This is a genomic window from Streptomyces sp. WAC03905 (assembly GCF_057371075.1).
Window position 1 is genome coordinate 6,716,145 of record NZ_JBXYDZ010000003.1, and the last position, 14,519, is coordinate 6,730,663.

Annotated in this window: 11 protein-coding genes; 5 read left to right on the plus strand and 6 right to left on the minus strand. The window is 76.0% G+C overall.

What is annotated here, in order from left to right; all coding sequences use genetic code 11:
* Positions 1-11: 11 nt before the first annotated feature.
* A complete protein-coding gene (locus tag AC2RP6_RS32835) occupies positions 12-2,531 on the minus strand; it encodes a class III lanthionine synthetase LanKC N-terminal domain-containing protein (protein ID WP_486449470.1) in 2,520 nt (839 codons plus the stop codon).
* A gap of 514 nt (positions 2,532-3,045) precedes the next feature.
* On the opposite strand from AC2RP6_RS32835, the gene AC2RP6_RS32840 reads away from it, so the two are divergent.
* Positions 3,046-4,026 carry a serine/threonine-protein kinase gene (locus AC2RP6_RS32840; protein WP_486449471.1) on the plus strand — a complete coding sequence of 327 codons (981 nt, stop codon included), beginning with the start codon at positions 3,046-3,048 and terminating at the stop codon, positions 4,024-4,026.
* A gap of 51 nt (positions 4,027-4,077) precedes the next feature.
* Here the strand turns inward: AC2RP6_RS32840 and AC2RP6_RS32845 are convergent, their stop codons facing one another.
* A complete protein-coding gene (locus AC2RP6_RS32845; protein WP_486449472.1) occupies positions 4,078-6,519 on the minus strand; it encodes a SpoIIE family protein phosphatase in 2,442 nt (813 codons plus the stop codon).
* Between the two features lie 244 nt (positions 6,520-6,763).
* Here AC2RP6_RS32845 and AC2RP6_RS32850 point away from each other — a divergent pair, with 244 nt between their 5' ends.
* Positions 6,764-7,018, plus strand: a complete 255-nt coding sequence (locus AC2RP6_RS32850; RefSeq protein ID WP_486449473.1) for a hypothetical protein — start codon at positions 6,764-6,766, stop codon at positions 7,016-7,018.
* Positions 7,019-7,060: 42 nt separating this feature from the next.
* On the opposite strand, the gene AC2RP6_RS32855 is transcribed toward AC2RP6_RS32850, so the two are convergent.
* The gene (locus AC2RP6_RS32855) at positions 7,061-8,146 is read right to left on the minus strand and encodes a DUF5937 family protein (RefSeq protein ID WP_486449474.1); all 1,086 of its coding nucleotides are present in this window, start codon (positions 8,144-8,146) and stop codon (positions 7,061-7,063) included.
* A gap of 99 nt (positions 8,147-8,245) precedes the next feature.
* On the opposite strand from AC2RP6_RS32855, the gene AC2RP6_RS32860 reads away from it, so the two are divergent.
* A complete protein-coding gene (locus AC2RP6_RS32860; protein ID WP_486449475.1) occupies positions 8,246-9,490 on the plus strand; it encodes an MFS transporter in 1,245 nt (414 codons plus the stop codon).
* Here AC2RP6_RS32860 and AC2RP6_RS32865 read toward each other — a convergent pair.
* Complete coding sequence (locus AC2RP6_RS32865; protein ID WP_486449476.1) at positions 9,477-9,662, minus strand: hypothetical protein; 186 nt, start codon at positions 9,660-9,662, stop codon at positions 9,477-9,479. The two genes, AC2RP6_RS32860 and AC2RP6_RS32865, sit on opposite strands and share 14 nt — an antisense overlap.
* Before the next feature lie 338 nt (positions 9,663-10,000).
* Between AC2RP6_RS32865 and AC2RP6_RS32870 the strand changes: the two genes are divergently transcribed.
* On the plus strand, positions 10,001-11,236 hold the full coding sequence (locus tag AC2RP6_RS32870) for a molybdopterin molybdotransferase MoeA (protein ID WP_486449477.1): 1,236 nt from the start codon (positions 10,001-10,003) through the stop codon (positions 11,234-11,236).
* A 176-nt stretch (positions 11,237-11,412) separates the two neighbouring features.
* Here AC2RP6_RS32870 and galK read toward each other — a convergent pair whose 3' ends face one another.
* Together galK and galT are read right to left on the minus strand one after the other, a co-directional pair.
* Positions 11,413-12,588, minus strand: coding sequence for a galactokinase (gene galK / locus AC2RP6_RS32875; protein ID WP_486449478.1), 1,176 nt, complete (start codon positions 12,586-12,588; stop codon positions 11,413-11,415).
* A complete protein-coding gene (gene galT, locus AC2RP6_RS32880; RefSeq protein WP_486449479.1) occupies positions 12,585-13,613 on the minus strand; it encodes a galactose-1-phosphate uridylyltransferase in 1,029 nt (342 codons plus the stop codon). The genes galK and galT overlap by 4 nt, the downstream gene beginning before the upstream one ends.
* A gap of 189 nt (positions 13,614-13,802) precedes the next feature.
* On the opposite strand from galT, the gene AC2RP6_RS32885 reads away from it, so the two are divergent.
* Positions 13,803-14,372, plus strand: a complete 570-nt coding sequence (locus tag AC2RP6_RS32885; protein WP_486450533.1) for a type 1 glutamine amidotransferase domain-containing protein — start codon at positions 13,803-13,805, stop codon at positions 14,370-14,372.
* Positions 14,373-14,519: the final 147 nt, after the last annotated feature.

Here is a 14,519-nt window from a genome sequence, read left to right on the forward strand (position 1 = left end):
CGGCCGGCCCGCTACGGCGGCCCCACCTCGTCGAGCAGGAAGTCGGCCGCGCCACCGCAGGCGGCGCGGTGCAGCACCCGCAGCACGCCCGCCGACCCGGTCAGGTAGTCGGTCGAACAGCGAAGCAGTCCCTCACCCGGCACGGCCAGCAGGGGTCGCCCGCCGGGGTCGCGCACACCGAAGCGTTCGCCGGGCTCGAAGAGGAACACCCGCCGGACGAAGTCGAGCCGGCGCAGCGCCGTATCGCGGTAGGAGGCGTCGCCGGTGAACTCCGCCGCGTCCAGCAGCGCGTCGGCGACCCCGCACAGCCCGGAGGCGTACCCCGGCCCCGCCGCCCACCTCAGGTCCGGCCCGCGCAGGACGGCACGGGCCGAGGCCAGATCCCCGTAGCGCAGCAGCACCTTCGCCAGGCCAGCCGCGCCCGCCTCGACGGACGCGTCCCGCGAGCCCGCGGGCCCGGCCGCCGCGGCACGGGCCAGCTCCGTGGCGAGCGCCTCCCGCCCGAGCCGCAGGTGGTGCTCCTCGCCGGAGATCTGGTGCATCCGCAGCAGGAACATCGCGGCACCGGCCGGCCCGGACCCCAGCCCGCTCAGCGGGCCCCGCGTGCCGGACCCGGCCGGCCAGTACGCGTGGCCGCCGTCGCGCCGGGCCGTTTCGTGCAGGGCGCGCGCGCAGTGCTGCGCGGCGGCCAGGTCGTTCGGGTCGCGGCTGCTCAGGAAGAAGCGCAGGTTCGTCATGCCCACCCCGGCCAGGCCGTGGTGGAAGGTGGGGTCGCCCTGCGCGACGACGCGCCGGTTGGCCCGGTCGAGCAGGTCCCTGGCCCGGGACCCGAGGCCGAGGACGTCGGCCGCCCAGGCGATGCCGGCCAGGCCGTTCATGAGGCCGTCCGGGTACCGGGCCGGGTCGATCCCCGCCAGCGCGGAGCGCAGCCAGTCGAGCCATTCGGGGCGGACGGGCACACCGGAGGCGTGCAGTGCCCACAGGACACCGCTCGCCCCCGTCCCGAGCCCCAGCGGGTTGGTGACGTGGGCGAACGGGTCGACGGGGAAGAGCGTGTCCCGGCGGACGTCGGCGGCCGCCTCGACGAACGCCGCCACGGCGGCCTCCGTCCCGCCCGGTCCCGGCGGCGCCGACCGCGCGAGACGCGGCGGCGGGACCGGCCCGACCGCGCCGAGCAGCTCCGTCTCCTCCTCCAGGGCGTCGATCAGGCCGCTGAGGCCGAGGCGGCCGCGGGCCAGGTCCACGAGCAGCCGGTGCAGCCGCTCCGGCCAGCCCAGGCACTCCGTCAGGGGGATCCGGTACAGGTCCAGGACGTCCTCGCGCAGGTACGACATCGCCGTGATCGGGAGGACGAGGTCGGCCATGGCGTAGGCCATGGCCGACCGGTCCCCGGCCTCACCGCCCCCGGCCGCGGACCCGCCGCCCGGTCCGGTCACCCGCCCGGCGCCCAGCCCGACGATGCGCACGGCGAGGGACTCCGGGTCGACGAGGACGTCGGAGGCGGTCAGGCCGCCGAGGACCACCCCGCGGTCGTGCGCCGCCCGCACCGCGCGGGCCACCCCCCGGAAGACGGTGAGGAAGAGCCGCAGGTGCTCCCGGGACCGCTCCACGTCGAAGCCCGGCCGCGCGAGCGGGTCGGGTGCGGGCAGCAGTGCGTCCAGGCGGGTTCCTTCGACGAACTCCTCGGCGACGTAGTGGTGTTCCCCGTGCTGGAACCTCGCGACCGGAGCCGGATAGGAGCCGGTGGCGGCCAGCAGGTTGAGGAACATCCACTCGCGGCCGAGGAGTTCCACGGCATCGGGGTCGCGGGCTTCCTTGAGCAGCACCTTCCGGTCGTCGCACGCGGTGTCCTCGGCCGTGTGGACGCCGCCGCCGGAGAAGGACCTGAGCGTGCCGGTCACCCGGAACCGGCCTCCCGGCAGGCCGTCGGAGGCGTCCTCGTCGGCCGGCTTCCAGTCGTCGAACGGCCAGGGCGCCGCCGCGTCGGGCACGGGACGCCCGAGGACGTCGACGGCGCGGGCCCCGTGGAAGCGCCCGTGGCGGACGTACAGCGCCCTGCTGTCGCGGTGGCGCACGGCCGACGGGAGGCACGGGCCCTCCACCCCGTCCAGCAGGCGGGCCAGGGCGGCCAGGCAGGTCCTGAACTCCGCGTCGTCGTGCGGGCGGACGGTGACGAGCGCGCCGCCGCCCGGGGAGGGACGACCGGAGTGGAGCACCGCGAGGACGGTGGGGTCCAGGGCGATGTCGAAGTCGGCTCCGCGCTCCGTCAGGTACCGGACCACGCGAGCGGCGACCTCCCGCGCCTCGCGCGGCCCCGCCGAGACGTGGATCTGCCAGCCCTGCTCCGGCGGGGCCGGGTCGTGCCGGTGACTCCACCGGGTGCCGCTGCGGACGAACCGGGCCCGGGTGCCGGCGTCGAACCCGGCGAGGAAATGGTCGGCGTCCGGCTCGTGGAAGACGTCGAGCGGATCGAAGAAGAGCGTGTCGTGCCACGTGAACGGGGCGCGGTGGACCCGACGTTCGTTGCGCATCTGAGCTGCCAGCCTCTGTGGTCGTCGGCCGGGCGCCGCCGGGCCGACGCCGGGAGCGACCGGTGGGAGCGACGGGATCCGGGCCGGGGCACGGGGGAGCGCCCCCGCCCGGATCCGTCGGGTCAGTTCAGGTATCCCGGGCCGCGCTGCGTCCTGCGGGCCTCCGTGTCATGGGGCTTGAGTACGCTCACCCGGTTCACCTCCTAGAAAGGTCGAATGCGCGGGACGCGCGGCTGAAGTCGGACTGGCGCCGGCCGATCGGCACTCACGAGTCAACGACATCCGAGCCTCCGGCACATGCGCGTCGGCCCCGCACTTTCCGCGGCCGGACCACCCATCCGGACACGGCACCGGCAATCTCCGAATGGTGGTGGTCCACCCCCTGGCGCAAGCCGCCCGTACCGTGGTAGGACGCCCTGCCGGTGCGACCGGCGCAGGGGCTGCCGGGCCGGATCCCCGCCGGGCGGGCCGCGGGGGCGCTCGATAGAATTCCTGCTGAGGAAGGGGGCGCCGGATGGGCGCGGACCTGAGCCAGTACACGGGCCGGCCCTCCGGGCTGGTCGGCAAGCAGATCGCCGGATACAGGATCGAGCGCCTGATCGGCCGGGGTGGCATGGCCGTGGTCTACTGCGCCAAGGACCTGCGCCTGGACCGCACGGTCGCCATCAAACTGATCGCCCCCGAGCGGGCCCGCGACGACACCTTCCGGCGCCGGTTCACCCACGAGTCGAGGGTGGCCGCCTCGATCGAGCACCCGCACATCGTGCCGATCTTCGAGGCCGGAGAGACCGACGGTGTCCTCTACATCGCCATGCGCTACGTACCCGGGCTGGACCTGCGGGGTCTGCTGGACCGGGAGGGGCCGCTGCCCGTCGACACCGCCCTGCGGATCGCCGCCCAGGTGGCCTCCGCGCTGGACGCCGCCCACGACCACGACCTGGTGCACCGTGACGTCAAGCCCGGCAACGTCCTCGTCGCGGCCGGCCCCGACCGGGACCACCCCGAGCACATCTACCTCACGGACTTCGGCCTGACGAAGAAGTCCCTGTCGCTGAGCGGTTTCACCACGGCGGGCGAGTTCGTCGGCACGCTCGACTACATGGCGCCCGAGCAGATCTCCGGCCGCCCGGTGGACGGCCGCTGCGACCTCTACAGCATGGCCTGCGTCGTCTACGAGACCCTCGCCGGCGGGCCGCCCTTCGTGCGCGAGGAGGACGCCGCCCTGCTGTGGGCGCACCAGTACGACCAGCCGCCTCCCCTCACCGAGCGGCGGCCCGACATCGCCCCGGCCGCCGACGAAGTCCTCGCCAAGGCCCTGGCCAAGGTCCCCGAGGACCGCTACGGCTCCTGCCTGGAGTTCGTCGCCGCCCTCCGGGTCGCCACCGCGGACGGCCCGGGGCCCGACCGCAAGCCCCGCCGCACGACCCAGGTCGTGGCCGCACCGCCGCCGGAGCCCCCCGAGTGGGCCCTGCCCGTCTTCCGCGGCCCGGCCTGATCGACGAGACGCCCCCCTGGGGGTGTCCGGCGGATCAAGGCCGGACACCCCCTAGAACCCGAGCAGCGACTGCTCGGCCCAGATGGTCTTGCCGACGGGGGCGTGCCGGGTGCCCCAGCGCTGGGCCAGCTGCGCCACCAGCAGCAGACCCCGGCCGCCCTCGTCGAAGGTCCGGGCCCGCCGCATGTGGGGCGCCGTGCTGCTGGCGTCGGAGACCTCGCAGATGAGGGTGTCCTTCTCGTGGATCAGCCGCAGCTGGATGGGCGGCTCCCCGTACCGGATGGCATTGGTGACCAGCTCGCTGACCAGCAGTTCCGTGACGAACGAGGCCTCCTCCAGGCCCCACGCCGTCAGCTGGTCCGTGGTCTGACGGCGGGCCTGGGACACGTTGGACGGGTCCGAGGTCAGGTCCCACACGACGACCTTGTCGGCGTGCAGGGCCCGCGTCCGCGCCACGAGCAGGGCCACGTCGTCGTCGGGACGGTGGGTCAGCAGGGCCGTCAGGACCCGGTCGCAGACCGTGTCCAGGGTGGAGGCGGGCTGCGCGAGCGCCCCGAACATCGTGTCCAGGGCCTCGTCGATGTCCCGCTCGCGGGGCTGGAGCAGCCCGTCCGTGTAGAGGGTCAGCACACTGCCCTCGGGAAGGTCGACGTCCAGCGTCTCGAAGGGCAGCCCGCCCAGGCCGAGCGGCGGCCCGGCCGGCACGTCCAGGAGGTACACCGAACCCTCCGGGGAGACCACCGCCGGCGGCGGGTGACCGGCCCGGGCCAGCGTGCAGTGCCGGGTGACCGGGTCGTAGACCACGTACAGGCACGTCGTACCGATACCGCCGGCGCTCTCGTCGACGGCCTCCCGGCCGCCCTCGTCGGCGGACAGGTGGATGATCAGGTCGTCGAGGTGCGTGAGCAGTTCGTCGGGCGGCAGGTCCACGTCGGCGAGGGTGCGCACGGCGGTGCGCAGCCGGCCCATCGTCGCGGAGGCGCGGATGCCGTGGCCGACGACGTCACCCACGACCAGCGCCACCCGGGCGCCGGAGAGCGGGATCACGTCGAACCAGTCGCCGCCCACTCCCGCCTCGGTACCGGCCGGAAGGTAGCGGGAGGCCGTCTCCAGCGCGGGGTGGTCGGGCAGCGTCTGCGGGAGCAGGCTGCGCTGGAGCGTCATCGTGCTGGTGTGCTCGCGCGCCGACCGGTGCGCCGTGTGGATGCTCGTGGCGGCCTTGCCCGCGAGCTCCTCGGCCAGCGTCAGGTCCTGCGGCAGGAAGGGCTCCCGGCTGCTGCGGCGGCCGAAGACGGCCACGCCCAGCTTGACGCCGTCGGCGTGCATCGGCACCACCAGCATCGAACGGGCGCCGTGCGCCCCCAGCCAGGCGGCCGCCGGGTCGCGCGCCATCCACTCGGCGACCGCCGGGGCGGTCGTCTCGTACACGGCGCCGCGACCCGAGGCCAGGCACTCGGCGGGCGGCGAGAACGGCGCGTAGAGGGTCGTCTCACCGACCGCGACCCGCCCCTCGGAACTGCCCTCGACGGCCGACCGCACCGCCGTGCGGCACACGGTGAAGGGGCCCGTCTGGGGGGCGGAGGCGTGGCCGTTGCCGCGCGGCAGGGGCTCCAGCAGGTCGACGACCGCGAAGTCCGCGAGCCGGGGGACCGCCACGTCCGCGAGTTCCTGCGCGGTACGGGTGCTGTCCTCGGTCGTCCCGATCCGCGCGCCGGCGGCGTCCGGCAGGATCATCTGCTGCGTCTCGACCTCCGCCCCCGTCCGGTCGTGCGCGGCGAGGCAGACGGCGCGCACCACACCGTCCGGGTCCCGCAGCGGGGCGACCGAGGTCGACCAGCCGTGCTCCGCGCTGACGCCCGTGGCACGGACGAAGGCCTCCATGTGCTGCGGCTCGCCGGACTCCAGCGCCAGGCGCATCCTGCGCTCGGTCTCCTCGCTCACCGGGTCCGGGGCGATCTCCGGCAGGCGCAGCCCGAGCATCTCGGACTCCGTGAGCGACAGCGTGCGCTCCATGCCCGCGTTCGCCCGGACCAGCCGCAGATCGGCGTCGAACACCGCCAGGAAACAGGGGGACTGGGAGAACGACCACTCGTGCAGCGGATCGCCCCACGCGGAGCCGTCACCGCCCCGACCGCCCGCCACCGCTGACACCACGTACCACTGGGTGCTCCCGCCGGGGGACGCCCAGCGATGCGCGAGCAGCCCCTGCTCCAAGCGGCTGCCGTCCCGGTGGCGCAGTGCCACGACGCCGCTCCACCGCTGCTGCTCGGGCGGGATCCGGCGGGCTTCGCCGGCGACGGGATCGGCCAGCAGGAACGCGGCGGACCGCCCCACCACCTCGGCGGACGCGTAACCGAGCAGCCGGGTGGCGCCTTCGCCCCACGCGGTCACGATGCCCTGCTCGTCGACGGCGGCGGTCGCCGTGTACGCGCGCTCGTGGGGGGCATCGGTCTGCTCCGGCCGCTCACCGGGAGGGGTGGGAAGTTGCTCCATCGCCGCTCATCTCGCCCTCGCTAGATCCGTCACGCCTGTCCCACGGGACCTGCACGGCCAGGGGCCCCACTGACAAGCATCATCCGCCGGGGCAAGGAGCACCAACGCAGTGCTGCCGGGATCGGCCACGGGCGTCAAGCCACGGGCTCCCGTGGCATGACGCGGGCCGGTGGAACGCGGTGTATTCGACGTACGCCCGCACCGGAGATCCCGGAGGCCGGCCCCTGACGGACGGAGAAACGTCGTGTTCGAGTCTTCCTGGATCCGAGGTGTGGTGCTGGCCGGAGTCTCCGTGACCCTGGTGGGCAGCGGTATCGGCCTGCTGGCGACCTCGATGGCGGCCGCCCCCGCCACCGCCCCGCGACCGGCCGTCCTGCTCCTTCCCACGGACGGCGCGGGGGCCGTCCACACGGGATTCTCCACGGTGACCGTGGAGCGGCCGGCTTCCGTGGAGTGGCTGACGGAGGACCCGGGCCCGGGCCCGCGGTCCGGCCCCTGATCTGCTCCGTCCGCGGGACCCGAGCGGGGTCGGCCGGTCCGCTCAGCGCAGCACGGCGGCCAGCAGGTCGGAGCCCAGCGCCGTCACGTCGGGCAGGCTGAGGGTGTAGCGGACGTACCGGCCGCGCCGCCGGGCCGTCAGCAGGCCGGCCCGGCGCAGGACGGCGAGGTGACGCGACACCTCGGGCGGTGACAGTTCCCAGGCGTGCGCCAGCTCGCGCGTGGTGTGCGGGCCGCGGGCCAGGGTGCGCAGCAGCCGCAGTCGTACCGGGTGCGACAGCGCCTCCAGCCGCAGGGTGACCGTTTCCAGCGACACCGGCTCCGACGGATCCGGCCCGGCCACCGGGTACTGCACCACCGGCTGCCACCCGGGCGCGTGCACCACCGCCAGGTGCGGGCTGCCGAAGACGCTGGGCAGGAAGGTGACTCCGGCGCCGTGCGCGGAGGTCGCCTTGTCCAGGAGCTTGTCCACGACGATGCAGTCGCCGCCCGGTGCCAGGGAGACCGCGCCGGAGACGGACGCCAGCGCCCTCCCCGGGCCCTCGCGCCTCAGCAGGTCGTTCTTCACGCGCAGGTCGGTGGCGAGGCGTACGGCGACGTCCGCCCATGCGGCGTCGAAGAAGGCCCCGGCGCACCGCTCCAGGGTGTCGCGCACGCGCGCCCGTACGGCGGCCGGGTCCGCCAGCAGGCGTTCGGCGAAGGCCTCCTGCCGTACGCCGCGGGCCTGCGCGAGGTCCAGGGCACGCTCCCGCGCTCCCGCGTCGGCCAGCGGCGACGGCGTTGCGAAACGGACCCGGTTGCTGCCGCAGGTGGTGACGAGCGCCGCCGTCACGTACGGCTCGTCGTCGATCCGGTCCACCTCGTCCAGTTCCTCCGAGAGGGTCGGCCGGGGCCGGGCGGGCAGCAGGAAGTCGGCCTGCGAGGAACGCCACAGGAAGTCCGCCTCCCGCAGGCGCTCGGCCAGCTCCGGTGCCATCCCGGCCCAGACCTCCCCGGCCCAGTCGGCGAACTGCGGATGGTGCCCCGGCTCGGCCAGCACGTGCAGCATCGCGGTCAGTTCGGCGAGCGGGGAGGCGGCGAAGCGCAGCCGTCCGGACGGCGGCCCGCCGATGTCGATCCTCAACGTCACCCGCCCAGCATCCTCGACCGCACGGCATCCGCCGACACCGGGTTGACGATGTCCGTCAACCCGCGTGCCCGGCCGGGCCGCCGCCCGCACGGTGACGCCATGCAAACCACCACCGGGATCCGGCCCCGCGCCCTCGTCCGCGCCACCGGAGGCCCCCGCTACGCCGTCGCCCTCGCCGTGGACGCACTCGGAACCGGCCTGCTGCGGCCCTTCCTGCTGCTCTACGGAGTCATGGTGCTGCGGCTGTCCGCGCCGGCCACCGGCATCGCCATGACCGCGGGCATCGTCGTCGGCCTGGTGTGCATGCCGGCGGTGGGCCGCTGGCTGGACCGGGGCGCACGCAGCACGGTCGTGGCCGCGTCGATGCTGGTACGGGCGCTGGGGGTGGCGCTGCTGCTGGCCACTCCGGCGGGACACGTCTGGCCGTTCGCGGTCGCGGCGCTCGTCCTCGGCGTCGGCAACCAGGCGTGGCCCGCCGCCCACGCGGCTCTCGTGGCCACCGTCGCCCATGGCCGCGCACGCGACACCGCGCTCGCGGCCGGCCGCGCCCTGCGCAACGCGGGCCTGGGCATCGGCGCGCTCCTCGCCACCGCCTGCCTGGCGGGCGGCGCCACCGGACTGCGGGGGATGGCGGTCGCCACCGGGATCGCCTACCTCACGGCGGCGGCCCTGTCGGGGTCGGTCCGGCTGCGGGCGCGTCCGGTGGTCCCTGCGGCAGGGGACGGGGGCGGGGCGGGGCCCGCACCCCGGATGCGCGCGCTCCTCGCCGCCAACGTCGTCTACGTCTTCTGCCTCAACGTCCCCGAGATCGCGCTCCCCCTGGTGCTGGTGACCCAGATGCACGCCTCCCCGGTGTGGTCGGCGGTCGTCTTCGTGGCCAACACGGTGCTCGTGGTGACCCTCCAGGTCCCGGTGACCGTCCTGCTGTCGCGCTTCCCCCGGCGGACCGTGCTGGCCGTGGCCGGGGTGGTCCTCGCCGCCTCCTACCTCGGCTTCCTCGCCGCGGCCGCCCTGGGAGCCGGCCTGGCCGCTCCCGCCGTCGCCGCGGTGTCCGTGGTCTGCACCCTCGGTGAGATCGTCTACGCCGGCAGTGCCACGGCGCTGGTCACCGCCCTGGCCCCGGCCCACGCCCTCGGGCGCGTCCTCGCCCGCTTCGAGCTCTCCACGGGCTTCGGCCTCGCCGTCTCCCCGGCGGTCATCACCGCCCTCGCCCCCCACGGGCCGGGCGCGCTCTGGGGCGGCCTCGCGGGGGCGACACTGCTCTCCGCGTGCGCCGTCGCCGCGGAGAAGGACGGGACCGCCGAGGAACGGTCGCCGCGCGCCCGCCTCCTCAGCCCGGGGTGACGGCCCGCGCCCGCAGGCCGTGCGGCACGTGCCGTTCCTCCGGTGCGAGACCGGCCGGCGGTGAGTCCGTGTCGAGCAGGGACATGAGCCGCTCGCGGAGCGCCGCCGCGCCCTCGGGCGTGAGGACGAGCAGCTTCGCGCGGCGGTCCGGGGGGTGCGGGTGGCGCTCCATCAGACGCTGCTTCGCCGACGTGGTTCGGCCGCGTCGGCCGCGTCGGCCGCGTCGGCCGCGTCGCCCCGACGGACCGGGCCCGGCCCGGCGCCCGCTGGGCGCCTGACCCGGCCCGCTCGGCACGGCACCATTTCCGCCGCTACCCGGGCACGAGGCGTCCGCGGTGTTCGCGGGCCCCGGCGGCATCCGCCCCGGGCGTACGTCGCCCCGTCCCTCCTGGGGGCCCGACCCGGCGGCGGAAGGGCTCACACCCGGGGGCCGGACGCCGTGAGCCGTTCGGTGCGGCACGGCAACCCGTCGGGCGCCGCCCCGAAACGCCGCGGGACGACAGTCGTCCCATGCCTCCCGCGACCGCGACGGCCACCACCGCGCCCACATCCGCATCCGCATCCGCATCCGCACCCGCCGTTCGGGCACTGCCCTGGGCCCACGCCCGCAGCCGGGCCCACGCCGCGCCGGCTGCGTCGGCCGCCCGCACGGTGCCGCTCGCGGACGCCACCGGCCTCACCCTGGCCGGGGCCCTGCGCACCGCGCACCCGCTGCCGGCGTTCGACACGGCCGCCATGGACGGGTACGCGGTGGCGGGCCCCGGCCCCTGGCGGGTCCGCGGAGCCGTGCGCGCGGGCACGGTGTGGCCGGGAGACCTCGCCGCGGGGGAGTGCGTGGAGATCTCCACCGGCGCACAGGTCCCGGCGGGAGCGTGCGCGGTGCTGCCGGTGGAGGCGGCGCGCCCCGGCTGCGACGGCCTGGTCGCCGGACCCGTGCCGCCGCCCGGCCGGCACATCCGCAGGACCGGTGAGGACGCCCCGGCCGGCCGTCTCCTCGCCCCGGCGGGCACCCCGGTCGGCCCGGCGCTGCTCGGACTCGCCGCGTCCTGCGGGCACGACACCCTGCCGGTGCGGCCCGCGCCCCGGGTCAGCGTCCTGGTCACCGGCGACGAACTGGACCACGCCGGCCCGGCGGGCCCGGGGCGGGTGCGTGACGCCCTCGGACCGGCCCTGCCCGCCCTGGTCGCCGCGCTGGGCGGCGAGTGCCGTGCGGTGCGGCACGTCCACGACCGGCCGGCCGGATCACTGGCCGCCGCCGTGCGCGGCACGCCGGACGCCGAGGTCGTGGTGGTCACCGGCTCCACCTCCGTCGGCACCACCGACCAGTTGCGCCGACTGCTCGCCGACGCCGGGGCCCGGCTCGTCGTCGACACGGTCGCCTGCCGCCCGGGCCACCCGATGCTCCTCGCCGAACTCCCCTCCGGCGGCTGGGTGGTGGGGCTTCCGGGGAACCCGTACGCGGCCCTGGTCGCCGCCCATACCCTGCTCGGCCCGCTGCTCGCCGGCCTCTGCGGCCGGGCGCCCGCCCCGCTGCCCCGGGTACCGGTGACGGGATCGCTGCGGCCCGCCCCCGGGCTGACCCGGCTGGTCCCCGTCACCTGGACGGGCGCCGGCGCCCGGATCGCCGCGGGTCACGGCGCGGCCTTCCTCCGGGCCGCCGCCGTCGCCGACGCGTTCGCCGCGATCCCCCCGGACTGGACGGACGGCAGCCCCGCCCCCCTGCTGCTCACGGGCGGGGTCCGGTAGCGCGTGTCCGGCGGATCATGGCCGGGCCCGGCCCGGCCGGGGCGGGCTCCGGCTCGATCTCGCACGGCGGACCCGCGCACATCTCGACGCCCCTCAGCCCCGCGCGGACGTCACTGCCCTCGTCCGCGTCCTTCAGCGGACCGTTTCCTCCCCCGGAGGTACGCACGGGGCTCCGGTCAGCCGATGCGGCGGGCCCCCGCCGACGGCACGGCCTCCAGCACGGCCGGCGCCGCGAAGCCCGCCCCCGCGAAGGCGTCCGTCACCGCCCGGGACACGGACGCGGCCGCCGCGTCCGGGACCAGCGCGATCACCGAACCTCCGAAGCCCCCGCCGGTCATCCGGGCACCCAGGGCGCCGGCGGCGACCGCCGCCTCCACGGCGAGGTCCGTCTCCGGGCACGAGACCCCGTAGTCGTCCCGGAGGGAGGCGTGACCGGCCGTCAACAGCGGTCCCAGAGCGCCCGGTTCCCCCGCCGCGAGCCGCTCCACCGCCCGGCCGACCCGGGCGTTCTCGGTGACCACGTGCCGGACCAGCGGGGCGAGGCCGTCGGGCAACTGTGCCAGGGCGCCGGACAGCTCCGCCTCGGAAAGGTCCCGCAGGGCGGTCAGTCCCAGCAGTCCCGCCGCCCGCTCGCACCCCGCGCGCAGCGCCGCGTACGCCCCGTCGGCGAGGTCGTGCGCCACCCGGGTGTCGAGCACCAGCAGGCGCAGCCCGTGGCCGGTGAGGTCGAAGGGGACCTGCCGGACGTCCGGACTGCGGCTGTCGAGGTGCAGGGCGCTGCCTTCGGCGCAGCACATCGAGGCCATCTGGTCCATCACCCCGCAGGGCACGCCGGCGAAGGCGTTCTCGGCGTACTGCGCCACGCGCGCCAGCTCCGGCCGCGACAGCCGCAGCGCGTACAGCTCGTCGTAGGCGACGGCGACCGCGCACTCCAGGGCCGCGGAGGAGGACAGGCCCGCGCCGGTCGGCACGGTGCTGTCCAGGTGCACGTCGGCGCCGCCGGCCGGCAGGCCCCGCTCCCGCAGCGCCCAGACCACCCCGGCGGGGTAGCGCGCCCAGCCGGGGACCGCGCCGGGGGCGAGGTCCACCACGGCCAGCTCGGTGACCCGGCCGTCGCCCTGCGCGCTGTGCAGACGCAGCATGCCGTCGTCGCGGCGGCCGGCGGCCAGCACGGTGGTCCGGGGCAGCGCCATCGGCAGGGCGAAGCCGTCGTTGTAGTCGGTGTGCTCGCCGATCAGGTTGACCCGGCCCGGGGCGGCCCACACCCCGTCCGGGGAGCGGCCGTGGATCCGCTCGAACTCCCGCCGCACGGCGGCGGCTTCGGTCGACGCTCCGGCCGCGGGCCCGGTCACCGGACCTCCCGCAGCCGCCGCGCCGCCGCCTCGGGTGCCACGTCGTTCATGAAGGCGTCCATCCCGGCTTCGGTCCCGGCGGTGTACTTGAGCTTGTCGGCGCTGCGCCGGATCGTGAACAGCTCCAGGTGCAGGGCGAGTTCCCCGCCACCGACCAGCGGGGCCTGGTGCCAGGCCGCGATGTAGGGGGTGGGCGCGTCCCGGTCGAAGAGCCGGTCGAAACGGCGCAGCAGGTCCAGGTACAGGCCGGGGAACTCCGCGCGTTCCGCCTCGGTGAGCGCGGTCAGATCGGGTACCCGGCGGTGCGGGTGGAGGTGGACCTCGTACGGCCAGCGCGCGGCGTACGGCACGAAGGCGGTCCAGTGCTCCCCGGCGAGGACCACGCGTTCGGTGGCCGCGCGGGCCTCTTCGAGGATGTCCTCGAAGAGGTTGCGCCCGGTGCGGGCGCGGTGCGCGGCCGCGGCGGCGAGGTGCTTGGCGGTGCGCGGGGTGGTGGTGGAGAAGGCGTAGATCTGGCCGTGCGGGTGGGCCAGCGTCACGCCGATCTCCGCGCCGCGGTTCTCGAAGCAGTACACCTGCCGGACGCCGGGGCGGGCGGACAGGGCGGCGGTGCGGTCGGTCCAGGCGTCCAGGACCAGCCGGGCCCGCTGCACAGTGAGGTCGGCGAAGCCGGCGTCGTGCTCCGGGGTGAAGCAGACGACCTCGCAGCGCCCGGCCTCACCGGCGAGGGACGGGAAGCGGTTCTCGAAGACGGCCACCTCGTAGTCGTCGGCCGGGATCTCGCTCTGCCGGCCGTCCCGGGAGGGGCACAGCGGGCAGGCGCCGGCCGGCGGGTGGTAGGTGCGGGACTGCCGGTGGGCGGCGATCGTCACCCAGTCGCCGGTGGCCGGGTCCTGGCGCAGTTCGGGGGTGTTCCCGACCGGGTCCAGCGGGCGCCGGTCCTCGGCCGCGCGGTCCCGGCCGGGCTCGCTGTCGTAGTAGATCAGCTCGCGGCCGTCCGCGAGTTCGGTCACGGTCCTGTGCACGTGCACGTCCTCGCCTGTCTCGTCAGGGCCTGTCGCGTCAGGGGGTGACGGCCGGGGCCGACGCGTCCCCGATCATACGGGCGTCCCGTTCGGCCCGGCCGTTTGCCCTCCGTCCGAAGGGGCAGGCGCAGTGCGCGGGCGGGCCGGGAGGGCGGCCGGACGCAATCACCGTGGAAGGACGTGGAGACGATGAGGGTGGCGTTCCTCGTGGCGCCGGAAGGCGTCGAGCAGATCGAGCTGGAGCGGCCCTGGCAGGCCGTGGCGGATCAGGGCTGGCAACCACGTCTCGTGTCGACCGAGAACGGCGAGGTCCAGGCCTTCCACCACCTCGCCAAGGCGGACACCTTCCCGGTCGACGACGTGGTCGGCGCGGCCGCACCGGACGACTTCGACGCCCTGGTACTGCCCGGCGGTGTCGCCAATCCCGACGCCCTGCGCATGGACGGGGACGCCGTCGAGTTCGTACGCGGCTTCTTCCGGACCGGCCGCCCGGTCGCCGCGATCTGCCACGCGGCCTGGACGCTGATCGAGGCGGACGTGGTGCGGGACAGGACCCTGACGTCCTGGCCGAGCCTCGCCACCGACCTGCGCAACGCCGGCGCCACCTGGGTCGACGAAGAGGTACGGGTCTGCCGCGAGGCGCCCGGCACGCTGGTGTCCAGCCGAAGGCCCGACGACCTCGACGCCTTCTGCGCCGCGTTCGTCAAGGAGTTCGGCGCCGTGGACGGGGCGTCGGCGCAGGATTCGTCCGGTCCCTGACGGGCCGCCGGTGCGGACCCGCGACCGGCCGTGACGGGAGGTGGGCCGTGAGCGGCGGCGGTGAAGGCCCGGCGGGAGGCCCGGCGGGAGCCGACGCGGGCCCGGGTCCGGGCGCGGTCGCGCGCCCCGGGGCCGGCGGCGGGGCGG

What these genes read in the sequence shown, in the direction of transcription:
- AC2RP6_RS32840 (WP_486449471.1), top strand. Translation starts at nt 3,046, where the DNA reads ATGGGCGCGGACCTGAGCCAGTACACGGGCCGGCCCTCCGGGCTGGTC.
- AC2RP6_RS32835 (WP_486449470.1), bottom strand. Translation starts at nt 2,531, where the DNA reads ATGCGCAACGAACGTCGGGTCCACCGCGCCCCGTTCACGTGGCACGAC.
- AC2RP6_RS32885 (WP_486450533.1), top strand. Translation starts at nt 13,803, where the DNA reads ATGAGGGTGGCGTTCCTCGTGGCGCCGGAAGGCGTCGAGCAGATCGAG.
- AC2RP6_RS32865 (WP_486449476.1), bottom strand. Translation starts at nt 9,662, where the DNA reads ATGGAGCGCCACCCGCACCCCCCGGACCGCCGCGCGAAGCTGCTCGTC.
- AC2RP6_RS32845 (WP_486449472.1), bottom strand. Translation starts at nt 6,519, where the DNA reads ATGGAGCAACTTCCCACCCCTCCCGGTGAGCGGCCGGAGCAGACCGAT.
- AC2RP6_RS32870 (WP_486449477.1), top strand. Translation starts at nt 10,001, where the DNA reads ATGCCTCCCGCGACCGCGACGGCCACCACCGCGCCCACATCCGCATCC.
- AC2RP6_RS32860 (WP_486449475.1), top strand. Translation starts at nt 8,246, where the DNA reads ATGCAAACCACCACCGGGATCCGGCCCCGCGCCCTCGTCCGCGCCACC.